The organism is Celeribacter sp. ULVN23_4, assembly GCF_054788345.1.
On the sequence record NZ_JBTVYO010000004.1, the window covers coordinates 55,540 to 71,107 of the forward strand.

At 59.1% G+C, this 15,568-nt stretch carries 15 protein-coding genes and 1 pseudogene; 1 reads left to right on the forward strand and 15 read right to left on the reverse strand.

Annotation, left to right across the window (positions count from 1 at the left end):
• Window positions 1-354 precede the first annotated feature (354 nt).
• The 12 genes from ACYBHZ_RS10985 to ACYBHZ_RS11040 form a co-directional block, all read right to left on the reverse strand.
• A complete protein-coding gene (locus ACYBHZ_RS10985; RefSeq protein WP_460274326.1) occupies window positions 355-1,800 on the reverse strand; it encodes an aldehyde dehydrogenase in 1,446 nt (481 codons plus the stop codon).
• Between the two features lie 10 nt (window positions 1,801-1,810).
• Window positions 1,811-2,590, reverse strand: a complete 780-nt coding sequence (locus ACYBHZ_RS10990; protein WP_460274327.1) for a coniferyl-alcohol dehydrogenase — start codon at window positions 2,588-2,590, stop codon at window positions 1,811-1,813.
• A 12-nt stretch (window positions 2,591-2,602) separates the two neighbouring features.
• Entirely contained in the window at window positions 2,603-4,081 is a 1,479-nt protein-coding gene (locus ACYBHZ_RS10995; RefSeq protein ID WP_460274328.1) for a flavin-containing monooxygenase, read from the reverse strand.
• A 12-nt stretch (window positions 4,082-4,093) separates the two neighbouring features.
• Window positions 4,094-4,936 carry an alpha/beta fold hydrolase gene (locus ACYBHZ_RS11000; RefSeq protein ID WP_460274329.1) on the reverse strand — a complete coding sequence of 281 codons (843 nt, stop codon included), beginning with the start codon at window positions 4,934-4,936 and terminating at the stop codon, window positions 4,094-4,096.
• Window positions 4,937-5,052: 116 nt separating this feature from the next.
• Window positions 5,053-5,820, reverse strand: coding sequence for a 3-ketoacyl-ACP reductase (locus ACYBHZ_RS11005; protein WP_460274330.1), 768 nt, complete (start codon window positions 5,818-5,820; stop codon window positions 5,053-5,055).
• Between the two features lies 1 nt (window position 5,821).
• Window positions 5,822-6,550, reverse strand: coding sequence for an ABC transporter ATP-binding protein (locus tag ACYBHZ_RS11010; RefSeq protein ID WP_460274331.1), 729 nt, complete (start codon window positions 6,548-6,550; stop codon window positions 5,822-5,824).
• Window positions 6,547-7,305 carry an ABC transporter ATP-binding protein gene (locus tag ACYBHZ_RS11015; protein WP_460274332.1) on the reverse strand — a complete coding sequence of 253 codons (759 nt, stop codon included), beginning with the start codon at window positions 7,303-7,305 and terminating at the stop codon, window positions 6,547-6,549. The genes ACYBHZ_RS11010 and ACYBHZ_RS11015 overlap by 4 nt, the downstream gene beginning before the upstream one ends.
• On the reverse strand, window positions 7,302-8,582 hold the full coding sequence (locus ACYBHZ_RS11020) for a branched-chain amino acid ABC transporter permease (protein WP_460274333.1): 1,281 nt from the start codon (window positions 8,580-8,582) through the stop codon (window positions 7,302-7,304). Before ACYBHZ_RS11020 ends, ACYBHZ_RS11015 begins: the two co-directional genes overlap by 4 nt.
• Before the next feature lie 19 nt (window positions 8,583-8,601).
• Window positions 8,602-9,561, reverse strand: coding sequence for a branched-chain amino acid ABC transporter permease (locus ACYBHZ_RS11025; RefSeq protein WP_460274334.1), 960 nt, complete (start codon window positions 9,559-9,561; stop codon window positions 8,602-8,604).
• Between the two features lies 1 nt (window position 9,562).
• Window positions 9,563-10,492 (reverse strand): SMP-30/gluconolactonase/LRE family protein, encoded by a 930-nt coding sequence (locus ACYBHZ_RS11030; protein ID WP_460274335.1) that lies wholly within the window; start codon window positions 10,490-10,492, stop codon window positions 9,563-9,565.
• A gap of 74 nt (window positions 10,493-10,566) precedes the next feature.
• Window positions 10,567-11,799, reverse strand: a complete 1,233-nt coding sequence (locus tag ACYBHZ_RS11035) for a branched-chain amino acid ABC transporter substrate-binding protein (RefSeq protein ID WP_460274336.1) — start codon at window positions 11,797-11,799, stop codon at window positions 10,567-10,569.
• A gap of 369 nt (window positions 11,800-12,168) precedes the next feature.
• On the reverse strand, window positions 12,169-12,906 hold the full coding sequence (locus ACYBHZ_RS11040) for an SDR family NAD(P)-dependent oxidoreductase (protein ID WP_460274337.1): 738 nt from the start codon (window positions 12,904-12,906) through the stop codon (window positions 12,169-12,171).
• A 159-nt stretch (window positions 12,907-13,065) separates the two neighbouring features.
• Here ACYBHZ_RS11040 and ACYBHZ_RS11045 point away from each other — a divergent pair, with 159 nt between their 5' ends.
• Window positions 13,066-13,857, forward strand: a complete 792-nt coding sequence (locus tag ACYBHZ_RS11045; protein WP_460274338.1) for an IclR family transcriptional regulator — start codon at window positions 13,066-13,068, stop codon at window positions 13,855-13,857.
• A 30-nt stretch (window positions 13,858-13,887) separates the two neighbouring features.
• Here the strand turns inward: ACYBHZ_RS11045 and ACYBHZ_RS11050 are convergent.
• From ACYBHZ_RS11050 to ACYBHZ_RS11060, 3 genes and pseudogenes are all read right to left on the reverse strand, one after another.
• A pseudogene (locus ACYBHZ_RS11050) lies at window positions 13,888-13,965 on the reverse strand (IS5/IS1182 family transposase); the annotation flags it as partial.
• 133 nt (window positions 13,966-14,098) lie between these two features.
• A complete protein-coding gene (locus ACYBHZ_RS11055) occupies window positions 14,099-14,800 on the reverse strand; it encodes a GntR family transcriptional regulator (protein ID WP_460274339.1) in 702 nt (233 codons plus the stop codon).
• Between the two features lie 73 nt (window positions 14,801-14,873).
• Window positions 14,874-15,563 (reverse strand): cyclase family protein, encoded by a 690-nt coding sequence (locus ACYBHZ_RS11060; protein ID WP_460274340.1) that lies wholly within the window; start codon window positions 15,561-15,563, stop codon window positions 14,874-14,876.
• Window positions 15,564-15,568 lie beyond the last annotated feature (5 nt).

Consider the following 15,568-nt stretch of genomic DNA (forward strand, 5'->3'; position numbering starts at 1 on the left):
CTGCACGCAAACATGTAGCCGCTGCTCAGGCATAAAATATCTCTCATCTAATGCCGACACGCCCGCGTCTCAAAGAAACGTCTGCGGGCGTTTTCTTTTGAGATTCAGGAGAATCTATCACGCTGTTGCCATATAGGGACGTATATTGACCCCGTCTGATTGCGCTTTTCTTGCTGCAAAAAATCTGGCGCGCGGCAGGTGTTGCGACGATGGTCAACGGGCTATTGATTGGTGCTCTGGTCTCATCTGCGGGGACCTATGCTTTGGGTTCCGACGGGGCGGGGATGGTGAGAGGTACGCTTGAAAAGTCAGCGGCGCACCTTAATTACGCCGCTGACATTGTCATGCCCGGTTTCAGAACGGGTAATGCTGTTTCGGATCTTCAATGGTGATCCAACGCAGAACCGTGAACTCCGCGATCCCCGGCTTGCCGCCAAAGCGCCCGAAGCCCGAGTCTTTCACGCCGCCGAAGGGCATCTGCGGCTCGTCGGAGACGGTCGGGCCGTTGATGTGGCAAATGCCGCTCTGAATGCGATTTGCGGCATCCATCGCCTTGGTAATGTCCTGAGAGAACACCGCCGATGACAGGCCGTATTCCGTGTCATTGGCCACAGCAATCGCCTCTTCCGCGTCTTTCACGCGGATGATGGATTTCACCGGACCAAAGCTTTCCTCGGCATAGATACGCATCTCCGGGGTTACACCGTCCAGCAGTGTGGCCGAATGAATCGCGCCTTTGCGCTCACCGCCCGCGACCAATTTCGCGCCTTTGGCGGTCGCATCGGCGATCAGAGCATCCATCTTCTCAGCGGATTTTTCTGTCACCAGGGAGCCAAGAACAACCTTCTCACGCGGGTTGCCATAGGGCAGGCTCGCGGCCTTGGCGGCAAGCTTTTCGATGAACGCGTCGGCCACGGCCTCGACCACGATAATACGCTCCGTGGACATGCAAATCTGGCCTTGGTTCATGAAAGATCCGAAGATCGCGGCATTCACCGCCCCGTCGAGATCGGCATCTTCGAGCACCACGAAAGGTGCTTTGCCGCCCAGTTCCAAAAGCGCGGGCTTGAGGTTCTCCCCAGCCAGACGCCCGATGATCCGCCCTACCCCGGTCGACCCCGTGAAGTTGACGTGACGCACTTCGGGGGCCTCGATCAGCGCTTTGACCACCTCGGCGGCGTCTTCCGGTGCGTTGGAGATCACGTTGACCGCCCCAGCCGGGATGCCCGCCTCGACCAGACATTCGCCGATCAGACGATGCACTTTCGGGCACATCTCGGAGGACTTGAGCACCACCGTGTTGCCACAGGCCAGCGCCGTCGCCACCGCCCGCGTACCCAAGATCACAGGCGCGTTCCACGGCGCGATGCCAAGGCAGACGCCGCGCGGCTTCGCCACGGCCATTGCCAGAGTGCCCGGCTTGTTCGACGGAATCACCTCGCCGCCGATTTGGGTCGTCATCGCACCCGCCTCGCGCAGCATGCCTGCCGCGAGATGGACGTTGAACCCGGCCCAAATTTCGGTCGCGCCGGTCTCGCTCACCATCGCCTCGACGAACTCGGCAGCGCGGGCATCCATAATGTCGCCCGCTTTCACCAAGACCGCACGGCGCGCTTCCGGCCCCATTTCGGACCAGACGGCAAAAGCCGCCTGAGCGCTGGCCACGGCCTTGAGCCCATCCGCCACAGAAGCAGCGGCGGCAACGGTTGCCACCTCTGCCGTCACCGGGTCCGTGCGCTCATAGGTGTTCCCGCCTTCGGCGGCCACATCTGCACCGCCGATCAAAAGATCCAAACTCATCGAAATCTCCTCACTTCAATCCGTTCGACGTGGCCTCGATATGCGCCCGCATCCCACCGTCACAGGGGATGTTGATGCCACGCAGCCAGACAGAACCATCGGACAAAAGGAAGGTCACGACCGGTGCGATATCGGTGGGCGTGCCCGGACGATCCATGATGCGCATATCCTCTTCGGCGCGTTCGCCGAGCGTTTCGAGGAAGTCGCCAAGGATCGGCGTGTCTACCGGGCCGGGGCTCACGGCATTCATTCGTATCCCGCGCTCACGCCAAGTCCAGCGGTTTTCATGCGTAAATGCGACAAGGGCCTGTTTGGTAAAGAAATAGCTATTCTCTTGCGTGATCCCGTTCTCCGCACAGAATGCTGCAACGCCTGCGTGGGTCAACCCTTCTGTGGCTTTGATCTTGCCCACCTCGCCTTCCCAGCCAAGCCCCGCCAAAGAGGCGAGATTGACGATGGAGGCGCCGTCGTTGAGGCTGTCCACGAGACCCAAGGTCAGTTTCTTGAGCGCAACCATGTTGACGGTCAGAACGACCTCCTTCGGCGCGGTCGGCGGCACGCCCGCGATATTCGCGAGCCCGTCGGCTTTGACCGTTTTGAGCTCTTCGATCAGAGCATCCAGCGCCGCCTCATCGGTGAGATCGACCTTATAAAATCCGTCCAACGCAACCGAAGGTTCGTTACGGTCGACGCCAATGACCTTGGCGCCCGCTGCTTTCACTTGCTTCGCGGTTTCCTGTCCGATGCCAGAGGAGACACCAGTGATGATGATGGTTTTATTCTTGAGCATAAAATGTCCTCTTTATTCCGCAGCCACAGCGGCACTTTTCATGACATAGCCTTCCGGGTGGAACGTGCCATTCTCATCACGGAAACTGTGCGCGAAATCGGGCCAAACAAGTGTCAAACGGCCAGAACGGTCATCAACATACCAAGACTTGCACCCACCTGCGAGCCAGACGGTGCCCTGAGCACGGTCGTCGAGCTTGTTCATATAGGCGTCTTCGGCCTCTTTCTTGACCTCGATGACATCGACATTCTGCGCGTCGATCTGGTCCAGTGCGCCGAGGATGTAATCGACCTGAGCCTCGATGATATAGACCACGGAATTATGGCCGAGACCGGTGTTCGGGCCGTTGATGATGAAGAGGTTCGGATAGCCGTTGACGGCAATCGAGTCATAGGCCTGCATGCCAGTGTCCCAATGCGCGTCGAGGCTGATACCTTCGGAGCCGAAAATGCGCGTAGCGAAGGGCGGGCGCACGGCCTCGAACCCGGTCGCGAAGACCAGCACATCGAGATCGTATTCCATGCCGCTTGCCGCGACTGCCTTGCCGTTCTCGACCTTCTTGAGAGCGGAGGCCTCAAGCGTGGTGTTCTCGGCGGACATGGCCGGATAATAGGTGTTGGAGATCAACAGACGCTTACATCCGATCTCGTAATCCGGGGTCAGTTTGGCGCGCAGATCGGGGTCTTTGACGTTGTCCTCGCGGTGACGCACGGCGAGCGCCTTGGCCTCATTGAGGAAGCGCGGAATGTTGCGACGCTGGGCAAAGTTGAACTCCCCGGCCCAGAAAATTTCGGAGCGCATCTCGTCGATCACGGACGGATCACGGCGGCAAAGACGACGCTCACCCTCGGTATATTCGCGATCCCAGCGCGGGATCATATAGGGTGCGGAGCGTTGGAACACGACCATCTCAGACGCGACTTTCTGCATCTCCGGGATGATCTGAATGGCGGATGCGCCGGAGCCAACAACACCGATGCGTTTGCCTTCGAGATCGACGGAGTGATCCCAGTTGGCGGAGTGGAACACATCGCCTTCAAAGCCATCGAGGCCCTCAATGTTGGGCATGTGACCGTCAGCGAGGTGGCCCGTGCCGGTGATCAGGATTTTCGCCTCATAGGTGCCTTTGGAGGTCTCGACGACCCAGCGTTTTCTGCCTTCATCCCAGGTGCTTTTCAGCATATCCGTGTTGAAATGGATGTGCGGCAGGATGCCTTCGTCCTCGGCACATTTGCGGATATAGGCCTGAATTTCCGGGCCCGGAGAGAACACGCGGGTCCAGTCGGGATTGGGCAGGTAGCTGTAGGAATAGAGATGCGAGGGCACATCGCAAGCGATGCCCGGATAGTGGTTGTCGCGCCATGTGCCGCCCACGTCGCCCGCCCGTTCGATGGCGATGAAATCTTCGCGCCCGGTGCGTTTGAGCTGGATCGCCATACCGAGGCCCGCAAAGCCGGTGCCGATGATCAGGATTTCGGTTTCAGTCGTCATTTGGGTGTCTCCTCAGGGTTTCTGGGCCGGGATGATCGCGCCTGCCTCATATTCATCGGGCTGGGCGGAGAACCGGTCGACATAGTGGAAAAGCTCGGCTGCGCGTTCGTGAACGACAGCGTGACCCGAAGGAATTTCGGCATAACGCGCGTCTTCGATGGCGCCAAAAAGCTGTTTGGAGTGATGTTTCGGCACCATCATGTCAAAGGTGCAACCGATCACAAGGGTCTTCGCCGTGATGGTTTCGCACTCTGCGGCGATGTCGATGCGGGTGTTCAGGTCCATCTGCTTGTCGACGAAGGGGCTCATTTTGAGCATGCCCGCAGCGGCTTTCATGTCTTCCAGCGTCTTGAGGTTCTGGAAGGCCGGGGAGAAGGCGCAGAAGGTCATGTATTGCGTGATCGACGGGCTGTCCTGATCGCGGAGCTGACGCCAGACATCGTTGCGCATTTTTTGATGCGTGTCGGTCTTGAGCCAACCTGCGGCGAGGATCAGATTCTTGATCTTGTTGCCCATTTCGGCGGCGACTTTCGCAGCCACACAAGCGCCCAAGGAGTAGCCCATGAGCGTCACCGGACCATGGGGCACTTCGGCCTCGATCACCGCTTTGACCTGCGCGACCAGATCGGCCAACTCGACCGTGTCGCCCGCCGGTTCGGACCAGTCGAGGGCGATGACCTTTTGACGATAGGCCATCATCGGGAAGATATAGCCATAATGACCGTCGATGGAGCCCGCCGTGCCATGCACCAGCACAAGCGGCAAACGGTCGTTGTCGGGACCGGCCACACGGTAGCGCACGGCCACGCCGCCGACCGTCACTTCGCCGTCGCGATAAGGTTGATCATCGAGCATGTTCAAATCTCCTTTGCTCAAAGCTTCCCCGTCCGTTGCCCGTCAGGCATCGGGGCCGATCCGGTGGGCCGGTCGGGGGAAATGGGTGTCAGGGTCAGGGCAAAAGCCCCTTAGGGTCAGGCGGTTGGGATGTGATACCCACCGTCCACGTAAATCGGTTGTCCGGTCACATAGGGCAGCGCGCCCGAGGCGAGCGAAGCGGCCACGGTGCCGATGTCGGAGGTCTCCCCCCAGCGTTTCTGGGCGACCTGACCGGAAGAGATATAGGCGTCGATCTTGTCCGTGGGCGCGGAGCCGGTCATTTCGGTGCGGATAAAGCCCGGACGGATTTCATGCACCGCAATGCCATGCGCGCCGAGGCGGTCGGCGTAGAGCTGCGCCACCATCGACAGACCCGCTTTCGAGACGCAATAGGGGCTGCGGTCGGTCGAAACATGGGTGGCGGCGATCGAGGTGATGAAGGTGATGGAGCGATAGCTCTCCACTTTCCGCGCGATCATGCGTTTCGCCATGGCTTGGGTGAAAAAGAAATTGCCGCGCAGGTTGACGCCGAGGTTTTTGTCAAACGCCTCCACGCCGAGATCAAGAATGTCCGTGAGCGGACGCGCCGCGATCCCTGCGTTGTTCACCAGCGCATCGACGGGGCCAAGCGCCGCTTCGACCGCTGCAATCGCACCCTCATGGGCCGAAAGATCGGAGAGGTCCATCTGGCCGAAATAGGCTTTCGCGCCAAGCGCTTCGATCTCTTTCACAACCGCGTCGGATTTCTCATCGGTGACAATATCGAGCCCGGCCACATCAAAGCCCGCCTTGGCCATCGCCAAAGCAATGCCACGTCCAAGCCCCTGACGGGCGCCGGTCACAAGAGCAACAGGTCGGCTCATCTTATACCTCCAGCCATTCGGCGCGCACCTCGGGGTTGTCCATCAACCCTTTGGGCGTGCCTTCGAATACGATCTCGCCATGCCCCATGACGTAGAGACGGTGAGAAATATCGAGTGCGATCACGAGTTTCTGTTCGACCAAAAGGATCGACACGCCTTTCGCGGCGATGCGCTCCAAAAGCTCACCGACAGCGGCGACCATTTTCGGCGCAAGACCCTCGGTCGGTTCGTCCACCATGATCAGGTCCGGGTCGCCAATCAGCGTGCGGCAGATGGTGAGCATCTGTTGCTCGCCACCCGACAGCGATCCGGCATTGGTCTCGGCGCGGGTGCGCAGGACGGGGAAGAGATCAAAGATGTCCTCCATGGTCCAACGGCCTTCGCCTTTGGATTTCAGCCCCAGAATGAGGTTTTCGCGCACCTTCAGATCGGGAAATACATCGCGGCTTTCCGGCACGTAGCCGATGCCGGCATAGGCGATCTTATGCGGTTTTTGCCCGCCAAGCGCCTGCCCGCCAAAGGACACCTCGCCTTTGGTGGTCACGGCCCCCATGATCGCCTTCAAAAGCGTCGAGCGCCCGGCGCCGTTGCGGCCCAGAAGCGAGACGATCTCGCCACGTTTGACCTCAAGGTTCACACCATGCAGGATGTGGCTCTTGCCGTACCACGCTTGCAGGTCGCGCACGGACAAAAGCGTTTCGGCTTCGATGTTCAGCTCAGGTTTGCTCATGCCGCATCCTCCTCGCTCGCGCCCAGATAGGCCTCCTGCACCGCAGGGTTGGCGCGGATTTCTTCAGGCGTTCCGGTGGCGATGATCTCGCCATAGACCAAAACGGAAATCCGGTCGGCCATTTCGAAAATCACACCCATGTCGTGTTCCACCATCAGCAAGGTTTTGCCCTCGGTCACCTTCATGATGAGCTGCAACGCCGCATCGGTTTCCGAATGGCTCATCCCGGCCATGGGCTCATCAAGCAAAAGCGTGTTGGCCCCCGAGGCGACCGCCAGACCCAGTTCCAGAGCGCGCTGCTCGGGGTAGGTCAAGCTGTCGGCGGTGTCGTGCGCGCGGTGGGTCAGGCCAAGCTCGGTCAACAGACGCTCGCATTCCACGGCCACATCCTTGAGGGATGAGGTTGGACGCAGCAGCGTGTAGCGATGCCCAAGTTTCCAGAGCACGGCACAGCGCAGGTTTTCCGTCACCGTCATCTGAGGAAAGATGTTGGTGATCTGGAAACTGCGCGACAGCCCCGCTCGCACGATTTCTGCGGGCGGATGGCCCGCGATGTCTTTGCCATCGAACAGGATCTGCCCGGAAGTTGGCGTGATCCGGCCCGAGATCAGGTGAAACAGCGTCGATTTCCCGGCCCCGTTCGGCCCGATCAGCGCGTGACGTTCGCCTTTGCGCAGATCGAGGTTCACGCCGCGGATGATCTCCACCGGACCGAAAGATTTGCGCAGGTCCTTGATTTCAAGTGCGTTGGTCATGCCGCATCTCCTTTGCCGAGTTTGTGGCGGAGCGTCTCAAGACGGTCGAGCAGCGGGCGCATGGCAAGCACCCCGCCAGCGGCGAGACCAACACCCAGTCCCCAGGACAGAACGGAGGTGGCATTGAGCGGCAGACCCAGAACTGTCATCTGCGGCCCGAGGGCTGCATCCAGACCCGCGCGGTAAGCCAGTTCCACCAGCACGATCACACCGACGAGGGTCACGAGACCGGCAAGCCCGATACCGCCGAGCAAAGGGGCCTGCGGCTTGAACGTGCCGGAGCGCACGATGGAGACACCGGACATCAGGATGCCCGCCAGCCCCGCAGGCTGCACCATCACCACGAAGATGAACAGCAGACCGAAATACATCATCCATGCCGACGAAATATCCGACAGCCAGATTTTCATCAGGCCGATGACGATCGCGCCAAGCACGGGGCCGAAGAAGTGTTTGGTCCCGCCGATATAGGTCATCAACAGCACAAGCGTGGAGGTCGCAGCGCCAAGCTCGTTGACCGTCATGATCTCGAAATTCAGCGCGGCGAGCGAACCTGCCACACCGGCAATCCCGGCGGCGATGGCATAGGCCAGCATACGGACGCGTTTGGCAGAGAAGCCGAGGAACTCGACCCGTTCCGCATTGTCGCGCACGGCGTTGGCCAGAAGGCCCAGAGGGGTTTTCGAGAAGAAATACAGGAGCGCGGCACAGATCAGGAACCAGACCGCGACGATGACATAGATGTCCACGGTCGGGCCGTAATCCATGCCGAAGGACGATCCGAGGTCCATGCGATCCATCGAAACGCCTTCCTCAGAGCCATAAAGCGACGGGAACAAAGCGGCTGCGGCATAGACCAGCTCGGACAGGCCCAGCGTGATCATCGCAAACGGCATCCCGCCCCGGCCTGAGGCCAGCCAGCCGCCAAAGAAACCGAGGATAAGCGCCCCGATCCCACCGATCAACGGCACGAGCGGCAGCGGAAAACTCCAGCCTGCATCGTACATGTTGAGGACGGCATGGGTCGCGATGAACCCGCCGAGGCCGAAGAATGTGCCATGCCCCAAAGACAGAAGTCCGGTCTGGCCCAGAAGCACATTATAAGAGAGTGCGAAAATCGCCATGGTGCCGAGATAGTTCAGCGTGGAGATCATTGAATTGCTGGTGAAGATCAGCGGCAAAAGGACGAGGACGAGCGCGATGGCGGCCCAAGGTAGGCCTGCGGCGAGGCGCGCACTGTTGCCCCCGTTTGTTGTTTCAAGTGCGTTGACTGACATAGTTCTTATCCTTTCCGCATCAGGCGCGCTTGCCGAACAGGCCCATGGGCCGGAAAATCAGCACCGCGACGAGCAGGAGGTAGGGAATGACCGGACCGATCTGCGACACGGAGACGTTCCAGATATCGGAGACCAGAGCGCCGAGCGCTGCGGGCGGATGCGTGACCCCCATCAGGCCGAAGAAATCGGCGACGGAAAAATCGATACCCACGGCAAAAGTCTGGATAAAGCCGACGATCAGCGAAGCGACGAAAGCTCCGGCAAGCGAGCCCAGACCACCGACCACGACAATCACAAAGAGGATCGGCCCGAGGGCTGCGGCCATGGAGGGCTGGGTGATCAGGATCGGCCCGCCGATCACACCCGCAATGCCCGCAAGTGCGGAGCCGACACCGAAGACCGACATGAACACCAAGGGCACGTCATGGCCAAGCATCGACACCATCTCGGGATGGGTCAGCGAGGCTTTGACCACGAGACCGACACGGGTGCGGGTCAGAAGCAGCGCGAGAGCCGCAAAGATCACCACGGACATAATCAGCATGAAGAGGCGGAAGGCCGGATACCCTGTGCCGAAAATCTCGAAGGCGGTGAAATCGAGGGCCGCGGGAACTTGATAATCCATCGGGCTGCGGCCCCAGATCATCTGTACCGCTTCCTCGATCACAAAGGCCACGCCGATGGTGAACAGAAGCTCGCCCAAATGGCCAAACTTATGAACGCGGCGCAGGCCACAGCGCTCGATCAGCGCACCGACCAAACCGACCAGAATGGGCGCAAGGATCAGCGCCGGGAAAAAGCCCACGTATTTCGAAATCTCAAAGCCGAAATAGGCCCCGATCATGAAGAAACTGGCATGAGCAAAGTTCAGAACCCCCATCATCGAAAAGATGAGCGTAAGACCCGAAGCGAGCAGGAACAAAAGCATGCCGTAAAGCGTGCCGTTCAACAGGGAGAATGTGATGACCTCTGCGCTCATGTCACAACCCCGAGAAATTCGGCTTGAGACCCGGACGCGGCCATTCGACGGCGATCAGCCGACCGGTCCCGGAAAGCGTGATATAGGCGGTCTTCATGTCCGGCCCGCCAAAGGCGATGTTAGTCGCAAATTCGTCAGGCATTTTAACGGTTTCGACATGCTTACCTTCCGGCGAGATGACGGTGATGCAGCCCGGCGTCAGACCGGCGCAGCAGATGTTACCATTCGCCTCAACGGCAAGGCTGTCATAGCGTTTGAAGCCTTCGACCTGCGCCAGAACGGCCTCACCCGGCTCGAACGGGTTCGGCTTACGGATCTCGCCTGCGCCGGTGATGTCATAGGAATAGAGACGCCCGGTCTCAGTATCGGCGACGTACACAGTTTTCTCGTCGGGCGAGAGACCAACACCATTCGCCGTGGTAATGGGCCACGCGATTTCACAGGCAAAAGAGCCGTCCGGCTTGCCATAATAGAGCCCGCCATGCACAAAGCTGCGTTCTGTGCGGGTGCCGTGGTCGGTGAACCAAAGCCCACCGTCTTTGTCGACAACGATATCGTTCGGCATCAAAAGCGGATGACCGTCGATTTCGCGGTACAGTTCCGTCACTTCCCCGGTCTCAAGATCAACGCGCTCGATGCGCCCGCCGCTGTATTCGGGATTGCCGCCAACCGGCTGCGTCACCCCGCCCGGATCGCCCCAGGCGAAGCCGTCTCCGTTGTTACAGATATACATCGCCCCGTCTGGCCCCATCGCCGCACCGTTCGGCGCGCCGTCGAGTTTGACGACAACCTCTTTGGTGCCGTCGGACCTGACTTTGGTCAGGCAGCAATTCTTGATCTCGCAGACGATCACGGAGCCGTCCGGCATCACCACCGGACCCTCGGGAAACCCGAGCCCGTCCGTGACTTCTTTGTAGGGATAGTGCGTCATTCATGTCCTCCAATGCCTGCCGATGCGGCAGGCGAGGCATGGGGTCGTTGCCCCATGCCTCCCTCCTCAAATTCTTACGGGCGCTTCATCTCGCAGGTTGACGGAAGCGTAATCACATCCGCCGGAATAAGCGCCACATTGTGCCAACCCCAACCGGTGCCCTCTTCATCAAGGCCACCCTCTTCCACCGGCGCGAATTTGGAAATCGACATCTGTGTGGTGATCTGGTGGTTTTCCGGACGCACCGTCGCGGAGGCGCCGAAGATCGTCTCAAAGGTCGTGCCCTCAAGCGCATTGATCAGAGCATCCACATCGTTCGATCCGGCTTTCTCCGCAGCCATGGCCAGCGCGCGCATCGCGGACGTGTCCCCCGGGAAGGGGCTCGCAGAAATCCCGGCAACCTCACGGAACTCGGTCTCGAACTGATGCAACCCCGCGTTGTCGATCCCTGCGTCCCCGTCAAAGACCGAGTACACCAGACCATCAAGCCCAGCCTGCGCCATCGCAGTCGGCGCGCCCGGACCGGTGGAAAAGAACGTGTACCATTCCGCGCCGAGGCCAGCTTCGCCCGCAGCCTTGAGCACGAGCGCAAGATCGGCACCCCAGTCAGAGGTCAGAACCGCCTGCGCGCCGGACGCTTTGATCTTGGCAATGTAGGGCGTGAAATCCGTGATTTTCTGAAGCGGGTGCGTGTCGTCGCCGACCCATTCAATATCCGGGCGTGCTTCGGACACCATGTCGAGGAGCGACTGGCGCGAGGTCTGGCCAGAAGACCCTTCGGCGTTCAAGAGATACACTTTGGTGATGTCCGGACGCTCAGTGAGGTAATGCGCGAGGCCCGCGGTTTTCATGTCCGCATCCAACACCCAGGAAAAGCTGTAGTAGCTGCACTTTTTACCGGTGATCGCCGGATCGTGGGAAGCACCGTCAAAGACGATGACCTGATCGTCCGGGTTACGGCGATTGTGTTTCTTGACGAAATCCACCAGCGCGAAAGTGTTCGAAGAAGACACCGAGGTCTGCAGAATGCGCGCACCGGCGTCGATCGCTTTCTGCGCCTGAATGGCGGTCTCCTGCGCCGACATTTTGTTGTCGAAGGTCAGCACTTCGATCTGCTGACCGTTCAGACCGCCAGCGGCGTTCACTTCATCGACGGAATAGCGCAGCACTTTTTCGATACGTTCCGTCACCATCGCAGCCGGTCCCGAGAACGGATCGATCATGGCGTATTTGAACGTGTCCTCAGCAAAGGCCCCGGATGCATAAATGGCGCATGCGGATGCAAAAAGAGCGAATGATTTCTTCATGTAGTCCTCCCGAAAGCTCACCATTACAGGCCCCACATATGCGCGAAGATGCACCCCTCCGGGCGACTGTCCTGAATGGATCACCTATGTTTCTCCAATTGGCCGAAGCCAAGGCACGCGACCCCTTCTCATCTGTGCGTTTGGGCCGTGTGCTCCTCCGTGCTGCTATGCTGGAAAACTCGCTCAAAATGGTCAACGTCGTTAGTCCACAATGCGGACTAAATATAATTTTTTTGACAGATTGTCGCGGCACAAAATTCCACCCAGATATATTTATTATTACAAAATAAATATTTATGCGTTTCCCTCCCCCGAACTTTTCAACACCAAACTCGGAGGAAAGATGCTCTATAAGTCCGTTTAGTGGACTCAATATGTCGCTCGGCCACCAGACATATCGAACACTGCGCCCGAATTGAACGAGCACTCCGGACTGACCATGAATGAAATCATCGCCGCGCACTCCTCAACAGTGCCAAAGCGGCCCTGCGGGATTCGCGACAAAGAAAACTCGACCTGTTCCGGGGGAAGCTGCTCCATAAGCGGCGTCTTGATCAGACCCGGTGCAAAGCAATTGGCCCTCACCTCGGTCATGGCCAGCTCTTTGCCGAGCGACTTCGTGAAACCGATGATCCCCGATTTCGCGGCAGAATAGCTCGACGCGTTGGGATTCCCCTCCTTGCCCGCAACTGAGGCCACCGTAACGATCCGCCCGTAATTGCGCTCGACCATCCCATCGAGAACCGCGCGCGCGCACAGGAAGACACCACCGAGATGGATATCAAGCACCTGCCGCCAAGAGGTATAATCGTGCCCCTGCACCGCATGGGTCGGACCAGTGATCCCGGCGGCTGTCACCAGAATATCAATCTTACCAAGCGCCCCCTCTGTCGCGTCCCGAGCAGCCGCAACGGAGACCTCATCAGAGACATCCACATCGAAACCCCGCACCTTTTCACCCAGATCCGCCGCCGCCTCCGCTGCGCCCTTAAGATCCCAAATCGCGATCTCCGCGCCCTCCGAAACCAACCGCTCCGCCACTGCGCGACCGATGCCGCGCGCGCCTCCGGTTATGACAGCGACCTGCCCCTCAAACCTCTTGTTCATACGCTCTCTCCATTGCACTCAAGTTTCAAAGTCCAATATTTTGACTTTCAACAACAGCGATATGGCTTGTTTAAACGAGACAAAATTGCAAGCCTAAGCTATGCATCGCAGTCAAAACCGCACTACAAGTCCGGATAACGGTCTTTAAGGACAGCCGATATGGAAGATCACAAAGACAAAAGCAGCAAAAGTCAGGTTGTCGAACGCACCTGTCTGATTCTGCGTGAGCTCGGGCGTTACGGCCCCCGCGGCGCACGGCTTATCGACATGACGGAGCGTTCGAATCTCAGCCGCCCGACCGTCCACCGCATCCTTTCCACCCTGACTGCAGAACGCTTTGTCGAGCGAACCTCGAACCGACGCTATCGCCTGTCTTCCATGATGTATGAACTCGGCCTGAACGCGCCGAGCCCTGTCGGCGATCCGTCTCGTCTGCGCCCCCTCGTGCAGGCTCTGGCCGATCAGTGCGGCGACACCGTGTACCTGTCGATGCGAACCGGCGACTTCGCGCATTACCTGCTACGTTGCGAAGGCGCCTACCCGATCCGCACCCATGTGGTGTCCGCAAATCACACGCTGCATCTGGTCTCCAGCCACTCCGGCCGTTCCCTTCTAGCCTCCATGCCAGAAGACGAGGCAGAGGACGTTATCTCGCGGGCCATGAGGGATAAAAAGCTCTTCGGCGAAGCCACACCAGACGGGCTTCGAAATGAGGTAGAACGCGTGCGCAAGAACGGATATGGCTGGGCGCGGGATGTTACATTCATCGGCGTGGCGGGCCTGACCGTCCCCGTGCCGAACCCGCGTGGCACTGCCTATCTGGCGATGAGCATCTCCTCCATCCCGCAGCGCATGACACGCGAGCGCGCAGAGGAGCTTTTGCCAGACCTTCAAGCGACAGCTCGGCGCATCTCCGAACTGGTTTCAATGAGCTTGACCTCACCGAATTGACTGAAGGGCGCGACCTTACGATTTCGAACCGAGCCTTCCGAACATGATCTCGATCCTGTTGCGGCATTTATAGAGCCGCTTGTCATATTTGATCGGGATCTTGCGGGCCTAAAGCGTTTCGACTTAAACCTGAATCAGGGTTTGAGCAGAAACGCGGTGCAACGTCCAAGCGGAGCGGGCGTTTCGACTTTATGTGATAGATCAAGTTAAAGTCGAAACGCTTTAATTTCTCTGGCGAAACTCAATGCGCTTCGAAATATGCGCCGAATTTCTCGCGGATTGCAGGCAGGTCCGACAGAATGCGTCGGAGGTGGTTTCGCATCACAGCCTCAGCCGCTTGTGCATCACGCATCTCGATGGCATCTACCACGGCCGCATGCTGATCCACCAAGTGTTCGAGTGGAAATTGCGCAATTGCGAAGTGGCGCACCCGGTCGAGCTGACTTTTGAGGCCTTCGATCACCGCCCACGCGTTTGGATGGCCCGCCGCTTCGGCCAAAGTGCGATGAAACAGATCATCGAGCGGCACAAATTCATCGCCGCCAGCGGCGAGGCACTTGCGCTGTGCATCCAATTGCTCTCGCAACTCCTGCACGAGGCCCGGACGCGGCACGGAGGCGCAGAGTCTCACGATATCGGCTTCGACCGCCTCGCGCACGAACCGCGCGTCCAGCACTGCTTCAAGGGAGACCTTGCGCACGAAGGAACCCCGCTGAGGGCGGATTTCAAGCAGGCCTTCTTCTGCAAGTTTGATAAAAGCTTCACGCACGGGTTGGCGCGACACGCCGAAATGCTGGCTAATGTCGGCCTCGGAGAGGCGCTCACCCGGAACGATGGCATTGTGCACGATCAGCTCACGCAGCACTGCGGTGACCTGCGGCCCCACAGCGATGCCTAAATTGAGTTCTACCGTCTTAATCGTATCCTGATACATTCCATCCATCCAATGCGCCTATTCTGTGCGCTTTGACAACCCCAAGTTTAGCGCGGGATTTGCCCTGCCACCATCAAAAGCATCACTCAGCCCCCTGCCCCTTGTCGAGATGTGCGACCGCACGCAGAGGCGCGCCCGAACCGCCCTTGATCTTCAAGGGCAGCGCCGAGAGACGGCACTGCGGCGGCAGATCGCCCAAGCGCGCAAAATTCTCGCCTACCATGATCCCCTCTCCCAGAAGAATGCGGTGGGCAGGAAATTCTGTGGTCGAAAACCGATCGATCGACATGCAGTCACATCCGACCAGACTGACCCTGCGCTGCGCCAACAGTTCTGCTGCCGCTTTTGACAGGCCGGGCCAATCACGCAGAAATTTCTCGCCGTCTTCAGGATGTGCCCAAAAGCGATCCCACCCGAAATGGAACATCACCGCTCCGCCCTCGGGCAAGATACCATAGGCAGCTTCGAAGGCTTCGATGCGCGCAGCAGGCAATTCTGTATCGGGCGCGAGATCCGTGGCGGAGATGACTGAAAGCGGACCGAAGAACCTTGTCAGCGGCACCTCATCGATCGGCATCCCACCCGGCACGAAATGCGCGGGAGCATCGAGATGGGTGCCTGAATGTTCGGACATCCTCAAAGAGTGGTTGCACGAAATATCCCCGTCTTCGAAATTCGCGATGCTGATCTGCTCAAACTCGGGATGGCCCGGCCAGACCGGCATTCCGTTGTCTAAAGGATGGGTCAGATCAATAAGGGTTTCGTCAGACATCGCGA

What these genes read in the sequence shown, in the direction of transcription:
- ACYBHZ_RS10985 (WP_460274326.1), bottom strand. Translation starts at nt 1,800, where the DNA reads ATGAGTTTGGATCTTTTGATCGGCGGTGCAGATGTGGCCGCCGAAGGC.
- ACYBHZ_RS10990 (WP_460274327.1), bottom strand. Translation starts at nt 2,590, where the DNA reads ATGCTCAAGAATAAAACCATCATCATCACTGGTGTCTCCTCTGGCATC.
- ACYBHZ_RS10995 (WP_460274328.1), bottom strand. Translation starts at nt 4,081, where the DNA reads ATGACGACTGAAACCGAAATCCTGATCATCGGCACCGGCTTTGCGGGC.
- ACYBHZ_RS11000 (WP_460274329.1), bottom strand. Translation starts at nt 4,936, where the DNA reads ATGCTCGATGATCAACCTTATCGCGACGGCGAAGTGACGGTCGGCGGC.
- ACYBHZ_RS11005 (WP_460274330.1), bottom strand. Translation starts at nt 5,820, where the DNA reads ATGAGCCGACCTGTTGCTCTTGTGACCGGCGCCCGTCAGGGGCTTGGA.
- ACYBHZ_RS11010 (WP_460274331.1), bottom strand. Translation starts at nt 6,550, where the DNA reads ATGAGCAAACCTGAGCTGAACATCGAAGCCGAAACGCTTTTGTCCGTG.
- ACYBHZ_RS11015 (WP_460274332.1), bottom strand. Translation starts at nt 7,305, where the DNA reads ATGACCAACGCACTTGAAATCAAGGACCTGCGCAAATCTTTCGGTCCG.
- ACYBHZ_RS11020 (WP_460274333.1), bottom strand. Translation starts at nt 8,582, where the DNA reads ATGTCAGTCAACGCACTTGAAACAACAAACGGGGGCAACAGTGCGCGC.
- ACYBHZ_RS11025 (WP_460274334.1), bottom strand. Translation starts at nt 9,561, where the DNA reads ATGAGCGCAGAGGTCATCACATTCTCCCTGTTGAACGGCACGCTTTAC.
- ACYBHZ_RS11030 (WP_460274335.1), bottom strand. Translation starts at nt 10,492, where the DNA reads ATGACGCACTATCCCTACAAAGAAGTCACGGACGGGCTCGGGTTTCCC.
- ACYBHZ_RS11035 (WP_460274336.1), bottom strand. Translation starts at nt 11,799, where the DNA reads ATGAAGAAATCATTCGCTCTTTTTGCATCCGCATGCGCCATTTATGCA.
- ACYBHZ_RS11040 (WP_460274337.1), bottom strand. Translation starts at nt 12,906, where the DNA reads ATGAACAAGAGGTTTGAGGGGCAGGTCGCTGTCATAACCGGAGGCGCG.
- ACYBHZ_RS11045 (WP_460274338.1), top strand. Translation starts at nt 13,066, where the DNA reads ATGGAAGATCACAAAGACAAAAGCAGCAAAAGTCAGGTTGTCGAACGC.
- ACYBHZ_RS11055 (WP_460274339.1), bottom strand. Translation starts at nt 14,800, where the DNA reads ATGGATGGAATGTATCAGGATACGATTAAGACGGTAGAACTCAATTTA.
- ACYBHZ_RS11060 (WP_460274340.1), bottom strand. Translation starts at nt 15,563, where the DNA reads ATGTCTGACGAAACCCTTATTGATCTGACCCATCCTTTAGACAACGGA.